Below are 24,436 nucleotides of genomic sequence, written 5' to 3' on the forward strand. Positions count from 1 at the left end.
ATGCGCACCGGACCGAGCCAGGACGAGATCCGGCGGCTCAACCTGGGCGCGCTCCTGCGCTATGTCCACCTCCACGGTCCCACCTCGCGGGCCGAGCTCACCGCCAACCTCGGCCTCAACCGCAGCACCATCGGGGCGCTCACCGCGGACCTGGTGGCCGCCGGGCTGGTGCGCGAGGAACTGCCCCGCGACCACGGCCGGGCCGGGCGACCGTCACTGGTCGTCCGGCCCGAGCCGAACGCGTACGTGTTCGCGTTCACCATCGAGGCCGACCGGGTCACCGCGGCGCGCGTCGGGCTCGGCGGGGAGATCCTGGACCGCCGGGACCTCCCACGTCCCCGCGGTGAGCTGCCGCCCGCCGAGGTCGTCGCGCCGCTCGCCGACGCCGTCCGTGCCATGCAGGGGTCGGTGCCGGCGAGCGCCCGCTACATCGGCAGCGGCGCGGCCGTCTCAGCAATGGTGCGTCGCGAGGACGGGCTCGTACGGCTCGCTCCGCACATCGGCTGGGTGGACGAGCCGCTGGGCGAGATCCTCGCCAAGGTGCTCGGTCCGGACCGCCCGGTCACCATCCGCAACGCCGCCGACCTGCGGGCCCTCGCCGAGTACACCCGCGGCACCGCGGTCGGCTGTGACAACGTCGTCTATCTGCACGGCGACGCCGGCCTCGGCGGCGGCATCATCGCCGGCGGCCGGCCGGTGACCGGGCACGGCGGCTACGGCGGCGAGGTCGGCCACATGGTCGTCAACCCGGCCGGCAAGCAGTGCGGGTGCGGGGCGCGCGGCTGCTGGGAGACCGAGGTCGGTGAGGCGGCCCTGCTGCGGGCCGCCGGGCGCGACGGGTACGGCCGGGAACTGGTCACGGCCGTCGTGGACGCGGCGGCCCGGGGCGACGCCGTCGCGCAGAACGCGATCCGCCAGGTCGGCGACTGGCTCGGGTTCGGCGTCGCCAACCTGGTCAACATCTTCAACCCGGAGATGGTCATCTTCGGCGGTGGCCTCCGCGAGGTGTACCTCGCCGCCGCCGCGCAGGTGCGCAGCAGGCTCAACCGGAACGCCCTGCCCGTCTGCCGGGAGCACGTACGGCTGCGTACACCCATGCTCGGAGACGACGCGGCGCTGCTCGGCGCGGCCGAGGTCGCGTTCGAGCCGCTGCTGACCGACCCGCTCGACGCCACAGCCGGGTAGCGGGCGGGCCTGCCGGACAGCGCATCAGGCGAGCCGGCCGTCACGACGTAGCCTGCGACCGCCGTCCGTCACCCCGGGCGCCGGTGGCGACCCAGTCGGGATGGGCGGCCAGGAACGCACCCACCTTGTCGCGCCGTACCTGGTCGAACAGGTCCAGGCTCTCGTCGCTCAGGACCTCTGTGGACTGGCCGTCCACCTCCCGCGTATGGAACGCACCGCCGTTGGTGCGAACCAGCACGGTCCGGTCCGACCGCAGGCCCTTGAGCGTGAACAGCCACTCCGCCACCGACACCCCGCCCGGGTCGAACGTCAGCGCCGGGCCGGTGGCGCGCAGTACGGCGTTGAGCTTGACCGGGTTGTAGATGAGCCCCGACCGGGTCGCCTGCTTCAGGACCGCCTGCAGGAACTGCTGCTGGTGGCGTTGCCGGCCGTAGTCGCCGTCGGGGATTAGCTCGCGCTGGCGTACGTAGTCCAGCGCCTGCCAGGGGGCCATATGCTGGCAGCCCACCGGGTAGACCTGGGGCGTGACGCCGGCCACGGGTACCGGGCCGCTGTCGGTGATGTCGTACGGGGTCCGGAACGCGCCCTCGGCGTCCCTGCCGATGTGCACGGAGGTCACCGTCTCGTCGACGCACATGTCGACCCCGCCCAGGGCCTTCACGAGCGATTCGAAGCCGGCGAAGTTGGCGATCGCTCCCCCGTTGAAGGAGATACCGGTGAACCGCTTGACGGTCCTGGCCAGCAGTTCGAAGCCGCCCGCGCGTCCGCCGCCGTTCTGGGAGCCGTACTGGAACGCCGCGTTCACCTTGTTCCGCCCGCCGGGATAGCCGGTCTTCGGGTCGGCCGGGATGTCGACCAGCGCGTCGCGCGGCACCGACACCAGGTACGCCTTGGCGTGGCCGGCCGGGATGTGGACGATGATGATCGAATCGGCGCGAACGCCGTCGGTGTTGCCGCCCGGCCGCTCGTCGAGCCCGAGCAGCAGCACGTTGATGGGCCCGGCGATCGAGGCGTGCCGGTGTTCGTCCCTGGCCGCCGCGTCCCCCAGCAGACTCACCAGGTGCAGCCCGCGCGAGGCACGGCCCAGCAGGTACGTGCCGCCCACCACCGTGACGGCGCTCAGCACCAGGAGGATGACGCCGAACGTGAGGGTCGCCCTGACCCACAGTGGACGCTTGCGGCTCCACTTGCGGGCGTTGCGCGACCGGTACACCACCCCGGCCGGCCCGCCAGCCGGCGACTCGGCACGTGCCGGCCCGCCCTCCGGGAAGCCCTGTCGGCCTTCAGGAGCGCCCGACGGCCGCCACGGGGGAACCCGCGGCGATCGCCAGCCCGAAGGATTCGTCGACATCGGCTCTCCCGTCGACATCGGCTCTCCCATCGGCTCGGACGCGGAACCTCCATCCCGGAGGACACCGCATCACTAGCCGCATCGCAGGCGGCCAAACCCACCGACGGCACGGACCTGGACCGGTCGCCGCGGCAGCGTACGGTACCGCCATCGCGGCACAATGGTGACGATGCACATTCGACTGAGCTCCGAACCCGCCCCCGGCCGTCCGGTCAACGAGGACACCGCTTTCGCCGTCTCCGGTCTCGTCGGTGTGCTCGACGGGGTGACCGCACCGGAGGACGTCGACAGCGGCTGTTCGCACGGGCCCGCATGGTACGTCCGGCAACTGGCCGCCCACCTCGTACGCGGCCACGACCGCTCGCCCGATGCACCGCTGGCCCACCTGCTCGCCGACGCTATCCGCACGGTCGCCGCCGACCACGGCGGGACGTGTGACCTTGCGCATCCCGGCACCCCGGCCAGCACGGTCTGCCTGCTCGCCGACCGGGGCAACCACGTCGAGTACCTCCTCCTGTGCGACAGCCCGCTCGTCCTCGACCGGGGCGACGTCCAGGTCCTCACCGACGACCGGCTCGACCGGGCGGTCGCGACGCTACGCGCCGAGGCGCTGGCCGGCGGCGGCTCGTTCGACAGCGCGGGGTACTCCGCGCGCCTACGCCCGTTCATCACGAAGCGGCAGCAGTTGACCAACCGCCCCGGCGGGTACTGGATCGCCGCCGCCGATCCGGCCGCCGCGCACCACGCGGTCACCGGCACCGCGCCCTTGCACGGCCCGGATCGGGTACGACGAGCGGCGCTGCTCACCGACGGCGCGTCCGCCGCCGTCGAACAGTTCGCGCTGATGGACTGGGCGGCCCTGCTCGACGTCCTCACCGACCAGGGGCCCCACGAGCTGATCCGCCGGGTCCGCGAGGCCGAGGCCGCCGACCACGACGGCCGCGTGCGGCCCCGCTACAAGCGCCACGACGACGCCACCGCCGCCGTGTGCCTGTTCGAGGAGGAGCCGGGTTGACCGGGCCGTCCGGAGTGCGTCACACCGCGCCGGTCACCCCGTCGGTCAGCTCGCGGAGAATGTCCGCGTGACCGGCATGGCGGGCGGTCTCGTCGATCATGTGTACGTAGACCCAGCGCAGCGAGACCACGCCCAGCTCCGGGTGTGAGCCCACGTCCTCCAGGGTCAGCCCCGCGGCGACCGCACGCGAGCGTTCGCACTCCTGTTCGTACTCGACGACCAGCTCATCGACGGTCACGTCGTCGACGGACCAGCCGCCGTCCCCGCCGTCCGCGGTGGCCGGCCGTCCCGCCAGGACATGCTGGAACCAGTTTCGTTCGACGATGGTCAGGTGCCGGAGCAGGCCGGCCAGGGTGGTCAGCGAGGGGACGAGCCGGCGCTTGGTGTCCTCGTCCGGCAGGCCGTAGACCTTGCTGACCGTCACTCTGCGGTAGAAGTCGAGGAAGCGCTCGAGCACGTCGCGCTCGCCAGCGGTGCCGACCAGTTCCGGACCGTACGGAGGGGTGAGCGGCAGCGTCTCCATCCGCACACCATAGTCTGATCCGGTCAGGACCGTGCCTGCCGAGCGTCGGCGCGTCCGCCGCGGTGATCGCCGCTACGGCCGCAGATCCTCGCCAGGCGGGGCGCGTCGCTCGTCACCCACATCAGCTACCGCGTACTCCGCTGACCGCACACTGGTTCGACATCGCTCCCGACAGGATTTAGGTTCCGCTGATGTATTCGATGCGAGTCTCTCAGCACGTGAACGCCGCACGTCCCGCTGTGTACCGGGCGCTTCTGGACGCGGCAGCGATCGCGAACTGGCGGGTGCCGGACGGCATGACCAGCCACGTACATGAATTCGACGGGCGCGAAGGTGGCGCTTTCCGCGTGTCGCTCACCTACGACGCGCCGACCGGCGGCGGCAAGTCCTCGCCGCACACCGACACGTACCACGGCCACTTCGCCAGGCTCGTGCCGAACGAGCAGGTGGTCGAGGTGCTGGAGTTCGAGACGGCGGACCCCGCCCTCCGCGGCACGATGACGATGACGACCACCCTCACCGACGCGGACGGCGGGACCGACGTCGCTGTCGTCCATGAGGGGATTCCCGACGGCGTGCCCGCCGCGGACAACGAGCTGGGTACGCGGATGGCGCTGGCCCGGCTGGCCCAGCTCGTCGAGGGGGGCGGGAGTACCGCCTGACCCTTACGTACAGTGGTGCGACCGATTACCGCGGTTGGATCACGGAGCCGATAGCATGAGCACCTCGCACCCCCTGGACAATCCCGTCTGGTGGTCCCTGGCCGGCGCGCACGCCCACCTCGCCGAGCGACAGGGCAGAGCCCTGCGCTACCGGTCCGATGTGTCACCGTTCGCGGCGGTGCCGGACGTGCCGGACGCCGCCGACTGGGCGGACCTCGCCGCGCTCCTCGGCCCCGACACGGTGCCGCTGACCACCGGCGCGGTCGCCGCGCCACCTCCGGGCTGGCAGACCATGTTCAGCGTCGACGGGGTCCAGATGGTGGACGAAGGGGTAGCGGCCGCCCCCGACGAGGAAGCCGTACAACTCGGTCCCGGGGACGTGCCGGAGATGCTGGATCTCGTCGCGCGCACGAAGCCCGGCCCGTTCCTGCCCCGCACCGTCGAGATGGGCACGTACCTCGGTATCCGGCGCGACGGAGCGCTGGCGGCCATGGCCGGCGAGCGGTTGCGGCCGGCGGGCTGGACCGAGATCAGCGCGGTCTGCACCGATCCGGCCTACCGCGGCCAGGGCCTGGCGACCCGGCTGATCCACGCGATCGCGGCCGGGATCCGGGCCCGGGGCGAGACGCCCTTCCTGCACGCCGCCGCGGACAACACCACGGCGATCCGCCTGTACGCGTCGCTGGGCTTCCGGGTACGCCGGTCCACCCCTTTCATCGGCGCGCGCCCGCTCGACGGCGTCCCGGTCTCCTGAGCCGACGGGCCTAAGGTACCGCCGCCGCCGGCCGATCAAGGGTTTGGCGCAGTGTGCGCCCGTACCAGGGCTGGCAGGGGGTGGCGGTGGACAACGGCGCGGAGACCGACGTCCGGCTGCCCGTCCCGGTGTCGCCGTACGGGCCGCTGGATGCCCTGGCGGAACAGGTACACGCGCTGACGCAGACCAGCCGCGCCCAGGAGGCGCTGGCGGTGCTGGAGGTCTACGAGCCGCTGGCCCGCGCCTTCGGCGACGATAAGACCGTCGGTTTCCTGCTGCAGGCCCGGATGTTCGCCTATGTCAATCTCGGCCGGTTGCAGGAGGCGGTGGCGGCCGGCGAGCGGCTGTTGCGGCACAACGAGTCCGCCGGCTCCGTCATCGGCGTGGCGAAGGCGCTGGCCGACCTGGCCCGGGCGCACCTGTTCGCCGACCAGATCAGCGAGGCGATGCAGTGCCTGGCCCGGGCCGGTCTGCTGCTGGAGGAGACCAGCGTGCGCAACGAGCGGTACGTGGCTTCGCTGGGCTCGCTGATGGGGTCGGCCATCAACGCCGAACTCTACGAGACATCCCATGCCGCCTACCATCAGATCTTGGAGCTGTGGACCGCGACCGACCGGCCGGAGTCGTTCGCCATCTATGACCTGATCCACGCGGAAATGCTGCTGGAGTGGGGGCTACGGCTGGATCAGCTCGGCGACCACGCGGCGGCGCGGGCAAGGCTGCGCACCGCCGCCGAGCTCTTCGCGCGCTGGTGCGACGTTCCCACCGGCCGCGATATCACCGCCGAGACACTGTCGGTCAGCGCCCCGTACGCGATGACGCTGGCCAAGCTCGGCGAGGTCGACTGGACGCTCGACCTCGCCGCGAGCATCGTGGTACCGCTGCGCGCGGCGGGCGACTGGTACCACGCCCGGCAGGCGCATCTGGCGCTCGGGATCGCCCTGCGGGCCACTGGCGATCTCCCGGCCGCGCGCCGGGAGATGGTCGCCGCCAAGCAGCTGGGCCCGGACAGCAGTGCCGGCTGGGGGCTCACGGTCGGGTTCGAGCTGGCCGAACTCAACGCCCAGGAGGTCGGCGAGGACGCCACCCGCGACCTCCGAGCCATGATCCACGATCAGGCCCGGCAGCTCTGGCGGCGACGGTTGCAGCGCGTCGCCATGCTCCGCCAGGCCCGTCAACGCGAAGAACAGGAACAGGCCCGCCAGCGCGCGGAGGTCGCGTCGCTGCACGACCCGCTCACCGGCCTCGCCAACCGCCGCCGCTTCGACCAGGTCATGACCGAGCTCGACACCGGCGAGCGCGCCGTGCCGACGGTCCTGTTGATCGTCGACGTCGACCAGTTCAAGGCCATCAACGACACGTACTCGCACAGCGTCGGCGACCAGGTCCTGCGCGAGATCGCCACGATCCTGCGGGCCAACTGCCGCGGCGACGACATCCCGGTTCGCTACGCCGGCGACGAGTTCGTCGTCTTCCTGCACACCGACGTCAACGGCGCCCGCCGCACCGCCGAGCGCATCCGCGCCGCCGTCCGGGACGCCGACCTGCGTCACCTCGCCGCGGGACTGCGCGTCAGCGTCAGCATCGGGGCCGCCGCCCTGCGCACCGGTGTGACCGCACACGACCTGTTCAACGCCGCTGACGCCAACCTCTACCGCGCCAAGCGCGGCGGCCGCGATCGGGTCGCCACATAGACCCACTCCACGATGCCCACAAGGTGTCACATATTGCGGCCTCGTGGCTCGTCATAGCAGCAAGAAGTCACACTTTGCGCGGATCTTGCGGCGCGGATCTTGCGGCGCGGATCTTGGGCCGGGCTACGATCGCCCCGTCCAGCGTGGCTCGAACCGCCACCATGCCTCTTCCCACTGCGCCATCCGGCGGGCGTCGAGCGTCCTGCGTACGACCAGCCGGATCACCCCGGCCAGGCAGAGCGCGCCGACCCCGGCCAGGGCCCCGGCGGCGATGCTGTTGACCCAGGTCTGCACCCGCTGCTGCGGCGGATCGGTGAGGTCGCCGTGGGTGTCGGCCCACACCGCGACCCACTGGCCGGCCCGTGCCCGCTCGTCAGCCAGTACGACGCCCCGGTGCTCGCTGCCGTCCGGACTCGTCCAACGCGCGGGGGTCCGTACGCCGGTGGTGGTCCCGGTCCTGGTCGGCGCCGCGCCGCGGACCGGCGCGTCGGTGACGGTGTCGGAGCCCGCGTCGGCCAGCAGCACGGCGTGGACCCGGTACCGGTGCAGCCGTTCGACCTGTTCGTTGTGCAGCCCGGTGGTGTACGCCGTCCGCCCGGCCAGCCAGACCGTGGCCGGCACGATCAACAGGAAGGACAGCACGATCGCGACCACGATCCAGGCTTCGACCCGGTCGATGGGTCGGCGCAACGGGTTGTGGTCGAGACCGATCCGCCGCAAAGTTCCGCCAGCCAGCGACATGGCTATCTCCAGGGAAACGTCGCACCTGGCACAGGGCTACCCAATTCCCGCCTCTGATACCCAGGTTGCCGGTCACGTCAACCACACGTACGGCAGAAAGCGCGCCGCGGATCATCCTCACGGGAACAGCGGGGCGCCCTCACGCTGCTCGACGTCGATCACATGGAACACCGCGTTGATCAGAGCCAGGTGGGTGAACGCCTGCGGGAAGTTCCCGAGGTGCCGGCCGCTGCGCGGGTCGATCTCCTCGGCGTACAGGCCGAGTGGGCCCGCGAACGACAGCAGCTTCTGGCAGAGCTTACGCGCCCGCAGATGCTCACCGATCATGGTGAACGCCGACACCAGCCAGAACGAGCAGATCGCGAACGTACCCTCCGCCCCCACGTCGTCGAGCCCCTCGTCGGTCTTCCCCGGCTGGTAGCGCAGCACCATCTCGTCGACGGTCAGCTCGTCGGCGATGGCGAAGACGGTGGCCCGCACCCGGGGGTCGGTCGGCGGCAGGAACCCCATCAGCGGGATGAGCAGGACCGAGGCGTCCAGGGCATCGGTGTCGTAGTGTGCGGTGAACACGCCTCGACCGTCGACGGCGTGGGCGCACACGTCGGCGTGGATCTCATTGGCGATCTTCCGCCAGCGGTCGGCGAGCGGGTGGTCCTCACGGATGCGCGCCAGCCTGGCCCCCCGGTCGACCGCCACCCAGCACATCACCTTCGACGAGGTGAAGTGCTTGGGCTCGCCGCGCACCTCCCAGATACCCCGGTCGGGCTCCTTCCAGTGCACGATCGCGTTCTCCACCTGCCGTTTGAGGATCCGCCAGATCCGCTCGTCGAGCCGGTCGCGCGACTTGGTGTGCAGGTAAACCGCGTCGAGCACCGCGCCCCACACGTCGTTCTGGCGGTGCTCGTACGCGCCGTTGCCGACCCGCACCGGACGGGCGCCCTCGTACCCGTGCAGCCAGTCCAGCACCCGCTCGGTCAGTTCCCGCTCGCCGCCGACGCCGTACATGACCTGGAGGTCCTGGTCGCGCTCGGCGACGTCGGCGATGAAGTAGAAGAAGTCGTTGGCCTCCCAGTCGAAGCCCAGCGTGTACAGGCCCCACAGGGCGAACGTGGCGTCGCGGATCCAGCTGTACCGGTAGTCCCAGTTGCGCTCGCCGCCGGGCTCCTCCGGAAGCGAGGTGGTCGCCGCGGCGGCGAGCGCTCCGGTGGGGGCGAACGTGAGGCCCTTGAGGGTGAGCGCACTGCGCTCCAGGTAGCTGCGGAAGCGGTGGTCGGGGAAGCGCCCGCGGGCCAGCCAGTGCTGCCAGTGGTGCGCGGTCCAGGTCAGGCGCGTCTGCGCCTCCTCGTAGGTGCGGGGCGGCGGGTGTTCGGTCCAGGTCAGCGCACAGAACCGGGTTTCGCCCTCCTTGAGCAGCGTCCGCGCGGTGGCGCGGCCGCCCTCGAAGCCGATGCGCATGTCCGTGGTGAGCACCAGCTCCAGGTCGGACCCCTCGGCGCGGGCCACGCCCTCGTGGTAGACGCGATCGGTGTACGACCAGCGCACCTGCCGCGCGCCGTAGTCGAACACCGGCTCGCAGTCCATGGTCACCTGCACCTCGCCGGACACGCACCGCACCGTCCGCAGCAGCACGTGGTCGGCGTCGTAGTCGGTGGGCGCCCGGCGATGACTCTTGGACAGCTCGTGCTCGTGATGCCACGGTCCGATGAGCAGCACGTCCCGCACGACGATCCAGCCGGTGGCGGTGCCCCAGCTCGTCTCGAGCACCATCGTGCCCGGAAGGTACCGCCGGTCGGCCGGCACGAGCACGTCCGCCGGACCCAGCCGGAACCCGCCGGCGTCCCGGTCCAGGATCGCGGCGAACACGCTCGGCGAGTCCATCCGGGGCAGACACAGCCACTCGACGTTGCCGCTCGGCGCGACGAGCGCCTGGGTCTCGCAGTCCGACAGGAACCCGTAGTCCGCGATCGGCGGGAACGGTGACTGCAGCCCGGCTTCGCGGCGGGTGAAGGGTCTCGCCTCGATGAGTTCGTCGGCTGCGGCCTCGTACACGTGCATCCCCCTGCCGACAGCAGAGCGTGCCTGGCCAGTTCCTTTTCGCCAATCACCGAATCCGGCGGCCCCAAACGTCGAGTGCGGCGGTGACCGCGCGGTTCAACCGACGTGGACCATGGGCCGGCGCCGGACGTCGTGTTCGGCCTCGCGCAGCACCTCGCGGGTCAGCGGCGCGATCTCGCCAGCTCCGAACACCAGGTAGCGCAGCAGGTCGACGACCGGGTTCCCCTCGGTCCAGCTGAAGTAGACGTGCGGCTTGCGCCCGGTCAGGTTGCGTATGCACAGCAGCAGCGCGGCGATGGCATTGGAGATCGATGGTCCCTCGAGCCGCAGGATCCGGAAACCGTACCGCTCCTCCCCGTACACCCGCAGCGGCGTCTCGAAGTCCGACGGGTCGGTCACCTTGACCTCGACGAACAGCACCGGAGCGTCGTCGGGAATGTGGTTGTCGCGGCGCTGCTCGGCCTCCTTCTCCCGGTACTCGCGCTCGTCACGCGTGTCGGGTTCGTTGGCGACGACGTGGATGTCGCCGTACGCCGCGGCGTCCTCGATGAACTGGCGGGCGACGTCGTCCATCTCGACACCCGTCGCCCGTAGCTCCATGGCGCGCACGAGCCGCGACAGCACGGAGAAGAAGATGATCCCGGCGATGAACAGCGACGCGATCTTCACGCCGTCGGGGCGCTGGATGATGTTGGCGATCGCGGTGTACACGAGAATGACCGTCACGACCGCGAACCCGATGGTCAGCCTGCGCCAACGGCGCCGGCGGACGGACAGGGTGACCGCGAACGCCGCAGACGTGATCACTACGAGGACACCGGTGGCGTAGGCGCCGCCCTGCCGGTTGACGTCGGCGTCGAAGAACGCCGTCACCGCGAACGCGATGATCGTGAGCACCAGCACGAGCGGCCGGACCGCCCGGGTCCACGCCGGCGCCATGCCGTAGCGGGGCAGGTACTGGGGGATGAGGTTGAGCAGGCCGGCCATCGCCGACGCGCCCGCGAACCACAGGATGAGCACCGTGCTGATGTCGTACGCGGTCCCGAAGATGTTGCCCAGGTGCTCGTGGGCCAGGTACGCCAGGGCCCGACCGTAGGCCCGGCCGCCCGGCTCGAACTCGCGCGGTGGGATCAGCAGCGTGGTCACGATGCTGCTGGCGATCAGGTACCCGCTCATGATGACCGCCGCAGTGGTCAGCAGCTTGTGCGCGCCTCTGATCCGGCCGTCGAGGTCGCCGGGGCGGCGGATGCGGATCAGCGGCATCACCGCGACGCCGGTCTCGAAGCCGGACAGGCCCAGCGCGAGCTTCGGAAACACCAGCAGCGCCACCGCCGCCATGGCGAGCGGGGTCGGGTACTCGCTGAACAGCAGGCCCCGCCAGGCCACCACCACGTGCGGGTGGGCGGCGACGGCCTGCAGCGCGGCGGCGACCACGATGAGGTTGAGGCTCAGATAGACCCCGACCAGCACGACCGCGATCGTGATGGCCTCCCGGAAGCCCCGCAGGAACACCGCCCCGAGCAGCGCGAGCAGCACCAGCGTCACGACCATCTGGTGGCCGCGCAGCGCCTGCGGCGTGAACGGGTTCTCCAGGATGTGCGCGGTCGCGTCCGCGGCCGAAAGGGTGATCGTGATGATGAAGTCGGTGGCCGCGAAGCCCAGCAGCGCCAGGACGAACAGCTTGCCGGTCCATTTCGGCAGCACCCGCTCCAGCATCACGATGGAGCCCTGGCCGTGCGGGCTCTCGCGGGCCACCCACCGGTACACCGGCAGCGCACCGAACAGGGTCAGCGCCACGAGCACGAGCGTCGCGATCGGGGCCAGCGCGCCGGCGGCCAGCGCCGCGATGCCGGGCTGGTAGCCGAGCGTGGAGAAGTAGTCCAGGCCGGTCAGGCACATCACCTGCCACCACGGGCGCCGGTGCGCCGGCTCCTCGGCGGCGTGCGGTCCCTCGACCGGTGACTTGCCCTCGTTGAGGTCGTCGAGCAGCCAGCCCCGCAGGCCTGCCCGGTGTTCGGCCGGCTTCGCCTCGACAACCATCTGTTCCATTGCGGGATCCGCTCGTCGTGCCGGTTACAGCGGGCTCGATACCCGGCTCCGGGTCGGGTAACCGGGTGCCGGACTCACGACCGGTCCGCCGCCTCGTGCCGGGACCAGCTGTCGAGCCGGTCGAGGATGGCGGGGTCGGCCGGCTGGATCTCCACGTCCGACGGCGGCTCGGCACCGTCGAGGAGGTCGGCCGTGGGCAGGGTCAACGTCATCGTCATCCCGCCGCCCGGCGTTACGTCGGGGTTGAGGTCGCCGCCCATGGCCTCCGCGAGGCCCCGCGACAGCGCGAGCCCGAGACCGACGCCGGACCCGTCGTCGTACTCCCCCGGCGGCTGGATCGGCGGGGAGAACTGTTCCCGGTCGGCCACCTGGACACCCGACCCGTGGTCGGTCACCCGTACCTCGACCTGCCCGCCGTGTTCACCGACGGTGAGGACCGGCGGCCGGTCGGCCGGGCTGAACCGCTGCGCGTTGGCGACGAGGTTCACCAGGACCCGCTCGAGCAGGGCCGGGTCGGCGTACACGTCCGGCACCTCGTCCGGGATCTCGATGCGCAGCCGGTGTCCGGCCTCGCCGAGGTCGTCGACGGCGCGGGGCAGCACCTCGGCGACGCTGACGAGCTGCGGGTGCATGCCGAGCGCCCCGGCCTGCAGCCGGCTCATGTCCAGCAGGTTGTCGACCAGGCGGGCGAGCCGTTCCAGGGACTCCTCGGCGGTGGCGAGCAGAACGGCGCGGTCCGGCGCGTCGCGCTCGGCGTCGCGGCCACGCAGCCTCCGTACCGCCGCCCGGGCCGACTCCAGCGGGGAACGCAGCTCATGACTGACGGCGCTGACCAGCGAGGTGCGCACCCGGTCCACCTCTTCGAGCGGCCCGACGGCGGCGGCCTGTTCGGCCAGCCGCTGCTGCCGCAGCGCGAGCGCGGCCTGCGCGGCGAACGCCTCCACGACCCTACGGTCCGCCGCGTCGAGCCCCCGGCCGCACAGCGCGAGCGACAGGTCCGCGCCGATCGGCACCTCGGCGTCGCCTTCGCCGGGTGCGGTGCACGGCGGCCCGCCGGCGGAGGCCACGACCCGCCACGCGGCCGGATCGTGGTGCCGCTCCGGCGTCAGCGGGGCGTCCGGCCGCAGCTCCAGCAGCGTGACGTTGTCCAGGGAGAAGGTCTCCCGTACCTGGTTGAGCAGCGCCTGCAGCGGTTGCTCACCGCGCAGGACGCTGCCGGCGACCGTGGACAGTGTTTCGGCCTCGGTGCGGGCGTGGATCGCCTCACCGGTACGGCGCGCGGCCAGCTGGACGACGGTGCTGACCGCGCCGGCGACCACCACGAACGCCAGCAGCGCGTACATGTGCTCGCGGTCGTCGATCGCGAGCGAACGGACGGGTGCCGTGAAGTACCAGTCGAGCAGGAGGAGCCCCGCGGCCGTGGCGAGCAGCGCCGGGTAGAGGCCACCCACGAGCGCGACCGCGAGGACGGCGAGCAGGAACGACAGGACGTCGGTCGCGAGCGAGTACCGGACCGGCAGCCGGAGCAGCACCATGGCCAGCAGCAGCGGACCGACGACGGCCAGCGCGAAGCCCGCGAGACGGCGCCTCATGGTCAGCCCGGCGGTGATGCGGACCGGGCGACGACCCCGCTTGGCCTCCTCGTGGGTGACCAGGTGCACGTCGATGTGCCCGGATTCGGCCGTGGTGGTGGTGCCGACGCCCGGCGAGAGCATCTGCGCGAGCCGGCCGCGCCGGCTGGCGCCGAGCACGAGCTGGGTGGCGTTGACGCCGCGGGCGAAGTCCAGCAGCGCGGTCGGGATGTCCGAGCCGACGACCTGGTGGTAGGTGCCGCCCAGCTCCTCGACGAGCACCCGCTGCCGGGCCAGGTGCGCCGGGTCGGCGCCGGCGAGGCCGTCGCTGCGGGCGACGTGTACGGCCATCAGGTCGGCGCCCTTGGTTCGCGCGGCGATCCGGCCGGCGCGCCGGATGACGGTGTCGCCTTCCGGGCCGCCGGTGAGGGCGACGACCACCCGCTCCCGCGTCTCCCAGGTGGTGTCGATGTGGTGGCCGGCCCGGTAGCGGTCGAGCTGGTCGTCGACCTTGTCCACCACCCACAGCAGCGCGAGCTCGCGCAGCGCGGTGAGGTTGCCGACCCGGAAGTAGTTGCTCAGCGCGGCTCCGACGCGGTCGGCCTTGTACACGTTGCCGTGCACCATACGGCGGCGCAGCGCCTCCGGGGTCATGTCGACCAGCTCGATCTGCTCGGCGCGGCGGACGACCTCGTCGGGGATGGTCTCCCGCTGCACCACGCCGGTGATCTGCTCGACGACGTCGTTGAGCGACTCCAGATGCTGGATGTTGAGCGTGGTCACCACGGTGATGCCGGCTTCGAGGAGCTGCTCGACGTCCTGCCAGCGCTTGGCGTTGCCGCTGCCCGGCACGTTGGTGTGGGCGAGCTCGTCGATCAGGGCGACCTGCGGGCGGCGCGCGAGGACGGCGTCGAGGTCCATCTCGGTGAACTCCGCGCCCCGGTAGGTCACCGTCTTGCGGGGCACGATCTCCAGGCCGTCCGCGAGGAGCCCTTCGATGACCCGCCGGCCGTGGGACTCGACCAGCCCGATGACGACGTCGGTGCCCCGGCTGCGCCGGCGCTGGCCCTCCTCGAGCATCCGGTACGTCTTGCCGACGCCGGGCGCCGCCCCGAGGTAGACGCGAAGCTGTCCGCGCGCCATGACGCCCCCTATCCGCGGTACGGGTACGCCCGGTCGAGATCGAGGTTGAGGCCGACGACGTTGACGGCCGGCTCCCCCAGGAAGCCGAGCACCCGTCCGGTGGTGTTCCGGTCCACCAGTCTCACCACGTTGTCCACGGTAGTGCCACGGATCCTGGCGATCCGGGCGACCTGCAGCCTCGCGTACGCCGGACTGATGTCCGGGTCGAGGCCGCTGCCGCTGGCGGTGACCGCGTCGGGGGGTACGGCCGGGTGGGCGGGCGCGTCGCCGCGCACCGGCGTGACGACGCCCCGGGCGTAGTCCTCGCCGGTCCGGGCGCACTCGACGGGCACGTGGGCGTAGGTCGCGATGAACGGTTCCGTGGGGCAGGGCTGGTTGAGGCTGACCACACGGTGCTCCCCGCGGAACACGGCCAGCACGGCGCCGACCCCGTCCGGCGTGCAGTACGGCCGGCGGCCGTCGACGCCCTCCAGTTCACCGACGGCGCGGCTGCGCGCGCAGACCTGCGTGAGCAGGCTCGGTCTGCCCGGGCCGTGGTCGACGACGTCGTTGGGACCGAGGTTGGAGCCGCCGCTCGCGGTCGGGTCGTAGCCGTTGCCGGTGCCGGCCGCCGACGGCCGCGACTGGAAGTACTGCGCGAGGGGTGCACCACCGGCAGCGGCGAACGACTGCCCGATCAGCCGGCTGCCGGCGACCCTGCCGTCGCGCGCGCGTACCAGCGACCCGTCGGCGTGGTACGACAGGCCGGGCAGCCGGGCGACGGCGACGATGACGAGCGGGTAGGCGATACCGGTGAGCACGGTGAGCACGAGCAGTACCCGCAGCGCGGCCACGTGCCGCGACAGCCAGTGCGGTAGGCGCATGGTCAGACCCCGGGCAGGAAGTGGACGGCCAGGTCGATGAGCTTGATGCCGACGAACGGCGTGACGATCCCGCCCACGCCGTAGACGAGCAGGTTGCGCCGCAGCAGCGCCGCGGCGCTGCTGGGCCGGTACCGCACCCCGCGCAGGGCGAGGGGGATCAACGCGACGATGACCAGCGCGTTGAAGATCACCGCGGACAGGATCGCCGAGCTGGGGCTGGCCAGCCGCATGACGTTGAGCCGGTCCAGGCCGGGATACACCGCGGCGAACATGGCCGGGATGATCGCGAAGTACTTGGCGATGTCGTTGGCGATCGAAAACGTCGTCAGCGCCCCCCGGGTGATCAGCAACTGCTTGCCGATCTGCACGATCTCGATCAGCTTGGTCGGATCGGAGTCCAGGTCGACCATGTTGCCGGCCTCCTTGGCCGCCGACGTGCCGGTGTTCATCGCCACCCCGACGTCGGCCTGCGCCAGGGCCGGGGCGTCGTTGGTGCCGTCACCGGTCATCGCGACCAGCTTGCCGCCCTCCTGCTCCCGGCGGATCAGGTCCATCTTGTCCTCGGGCTTGGCCTCGGCCAGGAAGTCGTCCACCCCCGCTTCGGCCGCGATCGCCCGCGCGGTCAGCGGATTGTCACCGGTGATCATCACCGTGCGGATCCCCATCCGCCGCATCGCGTCGAACCGCTCCCGCATCCCCGCCTTCACCACGTCCTTGAGATCGATGACTCCCAGGGCGCGGGCCGGCTCGCCGCTGCGCGCCTCGGCCACCACCAGCGGCGTGCCGCCGCTGGCGCTGACCCCGTCGACGACCATCGCGACGTGGTCGCTGGTGTGCCCGCCGTGGTCGCGGACCCACTTCAGGACCGCGCTGGAGGCGCCCTTGCGGATGCGGCGCACCACCCCGGCGCCCTCGGTCAGGTCGACGCCCGACATCCTGGTCTGCGCGGTGAACGGCACCCACGTCGCGCAGTTGACCTGCCGTTCGCGCAGCCCGTACCGCTGCTTGGCGTGCACGACGATGGAGCGCCCCTCCGGCGTCTCGTCGGCCAGGCTGGCCAACTGCGCGGCGTCGGCCAGCGCCTTCTCGTCCACCCCGTCCACCGGCGTGAACTCACGCGCCTGCCGGTTGCCCAGGGTGATGGTGCCGGTCTTGTCCAGCAGCAGCGTGTTGACGTCGCCGGCGGCCTCCACGGCGCGACCGGACATCGCCAACACGTTGCGCTGCACGAGCCGGTCCATGCCCGCGATGCCGATCGCGGACAGCAGCGCCCCGATCGTGGTCGGTATCAGGCACACCAGCAGCGACACCAGCACGACGCCGGTCACCCCGTGGCTGGTCAGCGCCGCGTTGTCGGGCGCGGCCGGGGTCTGTGCCTTCGAGTAGACCGCCAGCGGCTGGAGCGTCGCGACCGCGAGCAGAAAGATGATCGTCAACGCCGCGAGCAGGATGTTCAACGCGATCTCGTTGGGCGTCTTCTGCCGGTTGGCGCCCTCGACGAGGGCGATCATCCGGTCGATGAAGCTCTCCCCCGGCCGCTGCGTGATCCGCACGACGATCCGGTCACTCAGCACCTTCGTGCCGCCGGTCACCGCCGACCGGTCCCCACCGGACTCCCGGATCACCGGCGCCGACTCACCCGTGATCGCCGACTCGTCGACGCTGGCGATGCCCTCCACCACGTCCCCGTCGCCCGGGATGGTCTGGCCCGCCTCGATCACGACGATGTCGCCGAGGCGCAGCAACTGCGCCGGTACGGCCTCCTCGTCGGGGCGCTCGGCACCGGGCGTCCAGTCCCGCAGCCGTCGGGCCACGGTCTCCTTCTTCGCCCGGCGCAGCGTCTCCGCCTGCGCCTTGCCACGGCCCTCGGCGACCGCCTCGGCGAGGTTGGCGAACACCACCGTCAGCCACAGCCAGCACGTGGTCAGCCACGCGAACACTGTCGGGTGCACGATCGCGAGAACGGTGGTGAACGCCGATCCGATCTCGACGATGAACATGACCGGGTTGCGCCACAGCGCGGCCGGGTTGAGCTTGCGCAGCGCGTCCGGGAACGACCTGATGAGCTGTTTCGGGTCGAGCAGGCCGCCGCGCACCCGGGTGGGGCCGTGCGGCGGTGGCGGCTGGGCCACCCGTGGCGACTGCTGAGCGGCAATGGACATGGTCAACCGCACTCCATCGGTCACAGGCCTTCGGCGAGGGGGCCGAGCGCGAGGGCAGGCAGGTAGGTCAGCGCGACGGCGATCAGGACGACGCCGACGACCATGCCGGCGAACAGGGGCTGGTGGGTCCGCAGCGTGCCGGCCGACACCGGTACGGGCCGCTGCGCCGCGAGCGCCCCGGCGAGGCCCAGGACGAAGATCATCGGTACGAAACGGCCGAGGAGCATCGTCACGCCGAGGGTCGTGTTGTACCAGGCGGTGTCGGCGTTCAGACCGGCGAACGCCGAGCCGTTGTTGTTGGCCGCCGAGGTGTACGCGTAGAGCACCTCGGACAGTCCGTGCGGGCCGGTGTTGAGCATCGACACCCGCGCCGCCTTCAGCGCCATCGCCGCCGCCGCACCAACGAGGACCAGCCCCGGCGTGGTCAGGAAGTACAGCGACGCGAACTTGATCTCACGCGCGCTGATCTTCTTACCGAGGTACTCCGGGGTCCGCCCCACCATCAGGCCGGCCACGAACACCGTGATCACGGCGAGCACGAGGATGCCGTACAGCCCCGAGCCCGTCCCACCCGGCGCGACCTCACCCAGCATCATGTTGGCCATCGCCACCCCGCCGCCGAGCGCGGTGTACGAGTCGTGCACGGAATCCACCGCGCCGGTCGAGGTCAGCGTGGTGGCGGCCGCGAACGTCGCCGACTGCGGTACGCCGAACCGGGCCTCGACCCCCTCGGTCGCCGCGCCCACCGCCTGCGGCACGGTGCCCCGGTGGGCGAGCTGGAAACCGTTGATCGCGATGACACTGCCGAGCGCCAGGACGGCCATGACGAGCGCGATCGCGAGCCCCTGCCGCTTGTCGCCGACCATGCGGCCGAACGCCCGGGGCAGCGAGAACCCGATGACCAGCAGCAGGAAGATCTGCAGCCAGTTGGTCCAGGAGGTCGGGTTCTCGAACGGGTGGGCGCTGTTGGCGTTGTAGAAGCCGCCGCCGTTCGTACCGAACTCCTTGATGATCTCCTGGCTGGCCACCGGCCCACCGGGGAGGCGCTGCGCCGCGCCGGCGGGGGTGTGCGCGTCGTGGCCGGCCGACAGGTTGTCCACCGCGCCCGCAGCGACGAACACCAGCGCGCCGACCACCGCGACCGGAAGCAGGACCCGCAGGCAGACGCGGACCAGGTCGACCCAGAAGTTGCCCAGCCGCCCCGTGCGGCCCCGGGCGAAGCCGCGCACCAGCGCCACCGCCACCGCGATGCCGACCGCCGCCGACGAGAAGTTCTGCACCGTCAGGCCGGCCATCTGCACCAGGTGACCCATCGTGGACTCACCGGAGTACGACTGCCAGTTGGTGTTGGTCACGAAGCTGGCCGCCGTGTTCCAGGCCTGGTCAGGCTTTACCGGGGGCCGGCCGAGCGACAACCACAGGCGGTTCTGCAGCCGCAGGAACGCGTACAGGAACAGGACCGACACCGCCGAGAAGGCCAGCACGCTCCGCGCGTACCCGCCCCAGTTCTGCTCGCCGTCGGGGTCGACCCCGACCAGCCGGTAGATGACGCGCTCCACCCGCCAGTGCCGCCGCCCGGTGAACACCCGGTACAGCCAGTCGCCGACCGGGCGGTACGCCGCCGCCAGCGCGACCACCAGGGAGACGATCAACAGCGCACCCGCGCCCGTCGAGCCCACCTAGAACCGCTCCGGAAACAGCAGCGCCACGACCAGGTACCCCAGCAGCGCCACGGCGACAATCAGACCCGCCAGGTTCTCGGCGTTCATCTCGCCTCCTGTCTTCACCGCCGCTCCACCTGTCTTCACAGCCGCTCCACCGCGCGCAGCACCAGCGCCGCTACGGCGAAGACGGCGACCGTCAACAGCACGAAGAGCACGTCGGCCATGTCGGACACTCCAGGTTCCGGCCCCGGCGGACGCGTCGGCGCGCCCCCGTCGGGAACAACTCACCGAACCGGTCGACCGGAAACCACCCGCGGGCCGCCAACCGACAGTGTTTGATGCGCCCGGGTTACCGGGCACATGGGTCGTGGCCGTACGTCGATCACCGTTGGAGACCGTCACGATGTTGCGCGAAGCCGGAGAGAGCCGCGACAGCGGCGGGCGCACCGGGCACGGTGTGTCCGCCCGGCGGCGGGTGGCCGTCGCGGGCGCGGTCGGCGTCGTCGTGGCCGCGCTGTCACCGCTGGTCCTGCCGGTGGCGCTGGCCCCGTTGACCGGGTGGGACGTCGCGGCGGTGACGTTCGTGCTCTGGGTCTGGCTGAGCATCTGGCGCCTGGACGGCCAGCAGACCGCCCGGCACGCCGAGCGGGAGGACCCGACCCGGGCCGCCTCGGACGCCGTCCTGCTCTCGGCGGCCGTGGTCAGCCTCGCCGCGATCGGCTTCGTGATCGTGCAGAGCGGGTCGGGCGGCGGTCTGCAGCGCGGCGTTCAGATCGGCTTCGGCATCGCGAGCGTCGTGCTTTCCTGGTCGGTGATCCACACCGTGTTCACGCTGCGGTACGCGCGGATGTACTACGAGGGTGGCGACGGCGGGATCGACTTCCACGACCGGGCCAAGCCCCGGTACTCCGACTTCGCCTACCTGGCCTTCACCGTCGGCATGACCTTCCAGGTCTCCGACACCGAGGTCAACGCCTCCGCCATCCGCGCCACGATCCTGCGGCACGCGCTGCTGTCGTACCTGTTCGGCACGGTCATCATCGCGTTGACGATCAACCTGGTGGCCGGGCTGACGAAGTAGGCCGGCCACCAGGCCCCGTCCCTCAGCCGGCCCGACTCGGCTCGCCGGCGGCCAGCGGCCGCAGCCCCTCCAGCGCGGCGGGCAGCGGGCGGGTGTGCAGCACGCCGAGGCGCTGCGTCGCCCGGGTCAGCGCCACGTACAGGTCGCTGCGTCCGCGCCGGGACTCGGCCGCGATCAGCCCCGGCTCGACGACGATGACGGAGTCGAACTCCAGGCCCTTGGCCTGCCGTACGGTCAGCACGACGACCCGGCGCTCCAGGTCGGGCTGGTCGCCCACGGCCGCCTCGGGCAGCGCCTTCGTGACCGACCGGCCGAGCTCGTACTCGCGTCCGGCGGGCACGATCACCCCGATCCTGCCGTCGGCCACCTCGGCGACCTCCCGCGAGACGACGTCGACCAGGCACTCGTCGAGCCGGGTCGGCTCCACCCGCAGGCGCCACGGCTCGACCCCGCTGTGCCGTACCGAGCGCGGCGGCCGCAGCGACGGGTCGATGCCGGCGAGCACCTCGGCGCCGACCGCCATGATCTCGGCCGGGGTGCGGTAGTTGACGCTCAGCTCCGCCAGCCGCCAGCGGTGGTCCACGTACGGCTCGAGCGCACGCTGCCAGGATGTGGTGCCGGCCAGCTCACCGGTCTGTGCCACGTCACCGACCACGGTCATCGAGCGGCTCGGGCAGCGGCGCATCAGCAGCCGCCACGCCATCGGCGACAGCTCCTGCGCCTCGTCGACGACGATGTGCCCGAAGGCCCATTTGCGGTCGGCGGCGGCGCGCTCGGCCGGGGTCAGCCGGGCCTCCTCGGCGTGCCGGTCGGCCAGCCGCTCGGCTTCGATCAGGTCGGTGGCGGCCAGGATCTCCGACTCGGCCTCGTCTTCGAAGTCGAGCGAGGCCGAGCCGGACATGATCTCCAATGCGCCCTCGGCGTACGCGATCCGGGCCCGCCGCCGCTTCTCCGCGAGGGCGTCGACCGGCCGGTTGTCCTCGCCGAGCAGCTCGGCCGCCTCGTCGAGCAGCGGCACGTCCGCCGGGGACCAGCCACCGCCGGGCTCGCGCCGCAGCAGCGCCCGCTCGGCCTCGGTCAGCTGCGGCGCCGCCGTGGCGAGCCGGTCGTCGGAGGCGTACAGGCCGCGGAGCAGTTGCCGCGGGGTGAGGATCGGCCACATCCAGTCCAGCGCGGCCTGGATCTCCGGCTCCTCCCGCAGTTCGCGCCGGATCTCGGCCAGGTCGGCCTCGGCCAGGATCTGCGGGTCGCCGGGCGCGTCGTCGCCGCCGAGCGGGTCGTCGGCGTACGGGTCGCTGCCGATGCGGTCGGCGAGCTGCAGCGACAGCGCGTGAATGATCTCGGTGTCGAAGATGGGGCGGGCCAGGTTGTGCAGCTTTCCGGAGCGCCGCGCCACCGCTCGCGCGTCCTCGCAGACGGCTCGGTCCAGCCGGAGCACGTCCCCGTCGATGGCGAGGTCGAAGCACTTGTCGGGCACCCGCTGCTGGTCGCGGATCGCGGCCGCGAGCACCTCGGTCATGACCTCCCGGCCCTTGATCTCGGCGACCTCCGGCGGCTCGAGCCGGCGGGCGGTGATGCCCGGGTACAGGTCGCCGAGGGTGCACAGCAGCACGCCCGTCTCGGCCAGCGACGGCAGCACCTGGGAGATGTAGCGCAGGAACGTCTCGTTCGGTCCCACCACCAGCACCACCCGCGTGGAGAGCTGCTGGCGGTACGTGTAGAGCAGGTACGCGACGCGGTGCAGCGCGACGGCGGTCTTGCCGGTGCCCGGGCCGCCCTGCACCACGAGCACGCCGCCCGGCTCGGACCGGATCACGCGGTCCTGTTCGGCCTGGATGGTCTCGACGATGTCCTTCATCCGCCCGGTACGGCGGGCGTCGAGCGCGGCGAGCAGCGCCGCCTCGCCGGTGACCTCTTCATGGGCGCCGGGCCGGGCGGCGTTGAGGTCGAGCACCTCGTCGTCCAGGCCGACCACGGTCCGGTTCCGGCTGCGGATGTGCCGGCGCCGCGTGACGCCTTCGGGCGAGGCCGCCGTCGCCAGGTAGAACGGGCGGGCTGCCGGCGCCCGCCAGTCGATCAGGAGCGGCTCGTAGTCGCCGTCGTCGTCGAAGATGCCGATCCGGCCGATGTACCGGCGCTCGTCGGAGTCGAAGTCCAGCCGGCCGAAGCACAGGCCGTTCTCGACCGCGCTCAGGTGGGCGAGCTGGTCGGTGTACATGGTGATCGCGGTCTCGCGCTCCGAGCGCGCCTGCGGAGTGCCGCCGGTCGCCCGCAGCGCGGTGTCCAGCCGCTCCGACGACTGCGCCCGCAGCTCGTCGAGCCGCCGGTACAGCTTCGATACGTATTCCTGCTCCCGGCCCAGCTCCGGATGGTCGGCCCGAACGCCGCCAGCGCTTGACAAACTGACTCCCCGTCCACTATTCTTTGGCGACAGAACGGCATTTGCGCCGTTCTTTTTTTATGCCCGAACCACCAAAGATAGCGTGTCCACCGCGCTCCGGTGACATTCATGCACGGCAATTGATTGCCGGCCGCGCGTCCGACCGGGAGTCCTCGCCTCAGCCGCCGTACTCACCGCCGCCGGTCCGGTCGGCGCCGGCGCCCTCCTCGGGGTTGTACGCGCGGTCCGGGTCGGTGTCCGAGCCGCCGACGAGCGAGCCGCCGACGCTGCCGGCGGTCGTGGCGTCGCTGGTGCCGCCGCCCACCGGGGTGCCCATACCCCCGCTCGTCGCGTCGCCCGTGGTCGTCGGGGCCACGCCGGGCCCCTGCCGTGCGGCGCGGTGCACGCTCGCCGGGCCGGCCTTACCGCCGGTCGTCGTCACCATGCCCGGTGTCTCGGTCGGTCCGCCGTCGCGGTAGGTCTGCGGGTCGATCGGGTGGTCGGCCACGTCGTCACGTTCGGCCGCCTCCCTTGCCTGCCGTGCCTCGTCCTCCGGCTCGGTGATCTCGTCCAGGTAGCCGGGGCCGTACAGTCCTCGCTGGTCGAGCGCCTCCTCGGCGCCGCGCTGCGCGGAGTTCCGGTCCTGGGGGTCGCCCACGTCGCTCACCTCACCACACTCGATCTCTTACCGCCGGGGGTACCACCTGTCTGCTTGCCCCTGGCAATCTGACTGGTTGCCCCTGGCAATCCGGGCGAAACCTCGCGGCCGTGGCCGGCTGAACACCGCCTGCGACACCGGCGCGTTGCCGCACGTAGAGGGCCGTTTCGGCGTACCGTCAGAGAGCCGCCCATCGGCTGTCGTCGAAAAACCTCGCTGCAGGCGCACCCGGCGCTCACCGGACGGGCCACTCGCCGACGTCAGTGGGACGGGCACGGCACGAGCGAGAGGACGTTGCATGGGATCGCTTCGTAGGACCGGCGCCTGGCTCGGCCTTGCCGAGGACGACGACGACCTGGACGCCGACGTCGAAGACGACTACGCCGACGGCCGCTACTCCGCCGACAGTCACTACTCCGACGACCCGGGCCGGCCCGCCGGCCAGCGGTACCGGCGTCGCCCCGCGCTGGACCGGCGGACCGCACGTGACCCCCGGGACGCGCGGACGCCCCGGAGCGCACCCGAGCGCGACAGCGCCGGGGACGCGGAGGCCGACAGTTTCCAGATCGCCACGATCCACGCACGCGGCTTCCGCGACGCCCGGACCATCGGGGAGTACTACCGCCAGGACATCCCGGTGGTCATCGACCTGTCCGGGCTCGAGGATCCGGACGCGCGCCGTATCGTCGACTTCGCAGCCGGCCTGATCTTCGGCCGGCGCGGCGGCATCCACCGCCTCGCCCGTGGGGTCTTCCTGCTCTCGCCGCTGGGCACCGGCATCCTGTCCGGCGACCGGGCGCCGTCGACCAGCGGCGACTTCTTCGACCAGTCCTAACTTGGTGTGTCCCCGTTAGGACCGAAGTGCACTCATCTGGCTCCCCTCTA

At 71.8% G+C, this 24,436-nt stretch carries 18 protein-coding genes and 1 pseudogene; 7 read left to right on the forward strand and 12 right to left on the reverse strand.

The window, feature by feature from the left end:
* The gene (locus HC031_RS21940) at nt 1–1,185 is read left to right on the forward strand and encodes an ROK family transcriptional regulator (protein WP_167927271.1); all 1,185 of its coding nucleotides are present in this window, start codon (nt 1–3) and stop codon (nt 1,183–1,185) included.
* A gap of 40 nt (nt 1,186–1,225) precedes the next feature.
* Here the strand turns inward: HC031_RS21940 and HC031_RS21945 are convergent, their stop codons facing one another.
* A complete protein-coding gene (locus HC031_RS21945; protein ID WP_167927272.1) occupies nt 1,226–2,536 on the reverse strand; it encodes an LCP family protein in 1,311 nt (436 codons plus the stop codon).
* Nucleotides 2,537–2,705: 169 nt separating this feature from the next.
* Between HC031_RS21945 and HC031_RS21950 the strand changes: the two genes are divergently transcribed.
* Nucleotides 2,706–3,551 carry a hypothetical protein gene (locus tag HC031_RS21950; RefSeq protein WP_167927273.1) on the forward strand — a complete coding sequence of 282 codons (846 nt, stop codon included), beginning with the start codon at nt 2,706–2,708 and terminating at the stop codon, nt 3,549–3,551.
* 19 nt (nt 3,552–3,570) lie between these two features.
* Here the strand turns inward: HC031_RS21950 and HC031_RS21955 are convergent, their stop codons facing one another.
* Nucleotides 3,571–4,074 carry a DinB family protein gene (locus HC031_RS21955; RefSeq protein WP_167927274.1) on the reverse strand — a complete coding sequence of 168 codons (504 nt, stop codon included), beginning with the start codon at nt 4,072–4,074 and terminating at the stop codon, nt 3,571–3,573.
* A 218-nt stretch (nt 4,075–4,292) separates the two neighbouring features.
* On the opposite strand from HC031_RS21955, the gene HC031_RS21960 reads away from it, so the two are divergent.
* Genes HC031_RS21960 through HC031_RS34470 form a run of 3 tightly spaced genes read left to right on the forward strand, consistent with a single transcriptional unit; the run spans nt 4,293 to nt 7,184 of the window.
* Nucleotides 4,293–4,736, forward strand: a complete 444-nt coding sequence (locus HC031_RS21960) for an SRPBCC domain-containing protein (RefSeq protein ID WP_205863073.1) — start codon at nt 4,293–4,295, stop codon at nt 4,734–4,736.
* Between the two features lie 55 nt (nt 4,737–4,791).
* Nucleotides 4,792–5,490 (forward strand): GNAT family N-acetyltransferase, encoded by a 699-nt coding sequence (locus tag HC031_RS21965; RefSeq protein ID WP_167927276.1) that lies wholly within the window; start codon nt 4,792–4,794, stop codon nt 5,488–5,490.
* Between the two features lie 53 nt (nt 5,491–5,543).
* On the forward strand, nt 5,544–7,184 hold the full coding sequence (locus tag HC031_RS34470; RefSeq protein WP_167927277.1) for a diguanylate cyclase: 1,641 nt from the start codon (nt 5,544–5,546) through the stop codon (nt 7,182–7,184).
* A gap of 123 nt (nt 7,185–7,307) precedes the next feature.
* On the opposite strand, the gene HC031_RS21975 is transcribed toward HC031_RS34470, so the two are convergent.
* The 8 genes from HC031_RS21975 to kdpF form a co-directional block, all read right to left on the reverse strand.
* A complete protein-coding gene (locus tag HC031_RS21975; protein ID WP_167927278.1) occupies nt 7,308–7,925 on the reverse strand; it encodes an Rv1733c family protein in 618 nt (205 codons plus the stop codon).
* Between the two features lie 117 nt (nt 7,926–8,042).
* Nucleotides 8,043–9,974: a glycoside hydrolase family 15 protein gene (locus tag HC031_RS21980; protein ID WP_338090769.1), complete on the reverse strand. Its 1,932-nt coding sequence runs from the start codon at nt 9,972–9,974 to the stop codon at nt 8,043–8,045.
* 102 nt (nt 9,975–10,076) lie between these two features.
* Complete coding sequence (locus HC031_RS21985) at nt 10,077–12,029, reverse strand: amino acid transporter (protein ID WP_205863074.1); 1,953 nt, start codon at nt 12,027–12,029, stop codon at nt 10,077–10,079.
* Nucleotides 12,030–12,103: 74 nt separating this feature from the next.
* The gene (locus HC031_RS21990; protein WP_167927280.1) at nt 12,104–14,743 is read right to left on the reverse strand and encodes a sensor histidine kinase; all 2,640 of its coding nucleotides are present in this window, start codon (nt 14,741–14,743) and stop codon (nt 12,104–12,106) included.
* An 8-nt stretch (nt 14,744–14,751) separates the two neighbouring features.
* Nucleotides 14,752–15,606, reverse strand: a complete 855-nt coding sequence (locus tag HC031_RS21995) for a potassium-transporting ATPase subunit C (RefSeq protein ID WP_167927281.1) — start codon at nt 15,604–15,606, stop codon at nt 14,752–14,754.
* A 2-nt stretch (nt 15,607–15,608) separates the two neighbouring features.
* Nucleotides 15,609–17,768: a potassium-transporting ATPase subunit KdpB gene (gene kdpB, locus HC031_RS22000; RefSeq protein ID WP_167927374.1), complete on the reverse strand. Its 2,160-nt coding sequence runs from the start codon at nt 17,766–17,768 to the stop codon at nt 15,609–15,611.
* A gap of 20 nt (nt 17,769–17,788) precedes the next feature.
* The gene (gene kdpA, locus HC031_RS22005) at nt 17,789–19,447 is read right to left on the reverse strand and encodes a potassium-transporting ATPase subunit KdpA (RefSeq protein WP_167927282.1); all 1,659 of its coding nucleotides are present in this window, start codon (nt 19,445–19,447) and stop codon (nt 17,789–17,791) included.
* Nucleotides 19,448–19,576, reverse strand: a complete 129-nt coding sequence (gene kdpF, locus HC031_RS22010; protein ID WP_338090770.1) for a K(+)-transporting ATPase subunit F — start codon at nt 19,574–19,576, stop codon at nt 19,448–19,450.
* Between the two features lie 259 nt (nt 19,577–19,835).
* Here kdpF and HC031_RS22020 point away from each other — a divergent pair, with 259 nt between their 5' ends.
* A complete protein-coding gene (locus HC031_RS22020) occupies nt 19,836–20,513 on the forward strand; it encodes a DUF1345 domain-containing protein (RefSeq protein WP_167927284.1) in 678 nt (225 codons plus the stop codon).
* A gap of 22 nt (nt 20,514–20,535) precedes the next feature.
* Here the strand turns inward: HC031_RS22020 and HC031_RS22025 are convergent, their stop codons facing one another.
* On the reverse strand, nt 20,536–22,914 hold the full coding sequence (locus HC031_RS22025; protein ID WP_167927285.1) for a HelD family protein: 2,379 nt from the start codon (nt 22,912–22,914) through the stop codon (nt 20,536–20,538).
* 268 nt (nt 22,915–23,182) lie between these two features.
* A pseudogene (locus HC031_RS22030) lies at nt 23,183–23,551 on the reverse strand (hypothetical protein); the annotation flags it as partial.
* A 298-nt stretch (nt 23,552–23,849) separates the two neighbouring features.
* Between HC031_RS22030 and HC031_RS22035 the strand changes: the two are divergent.
* Nucleotides 23,850–24,386 (forward strand): cell division protein SepF, encoded by a 537-nt coding sequence (locus HC031_RS22035; RefSeq protein WP_167927286.1) that lies wholly within the window; start codon nt 23,850–23,852, stop codon nt 24,384–24,386.
* Nucleotides 24,387–24,436 lie beyond the last annotated feature (50 nt).

The sequence above is a fragment of the Planosporangium thailandense genome, from assembly GCF_011947195.1.
GTDB lineage: Bacteria > Actinomycetota > Actinomycetes > Mycobacteriales > Micromonosporaceae > Planosporangium > Planosporangium thailandense.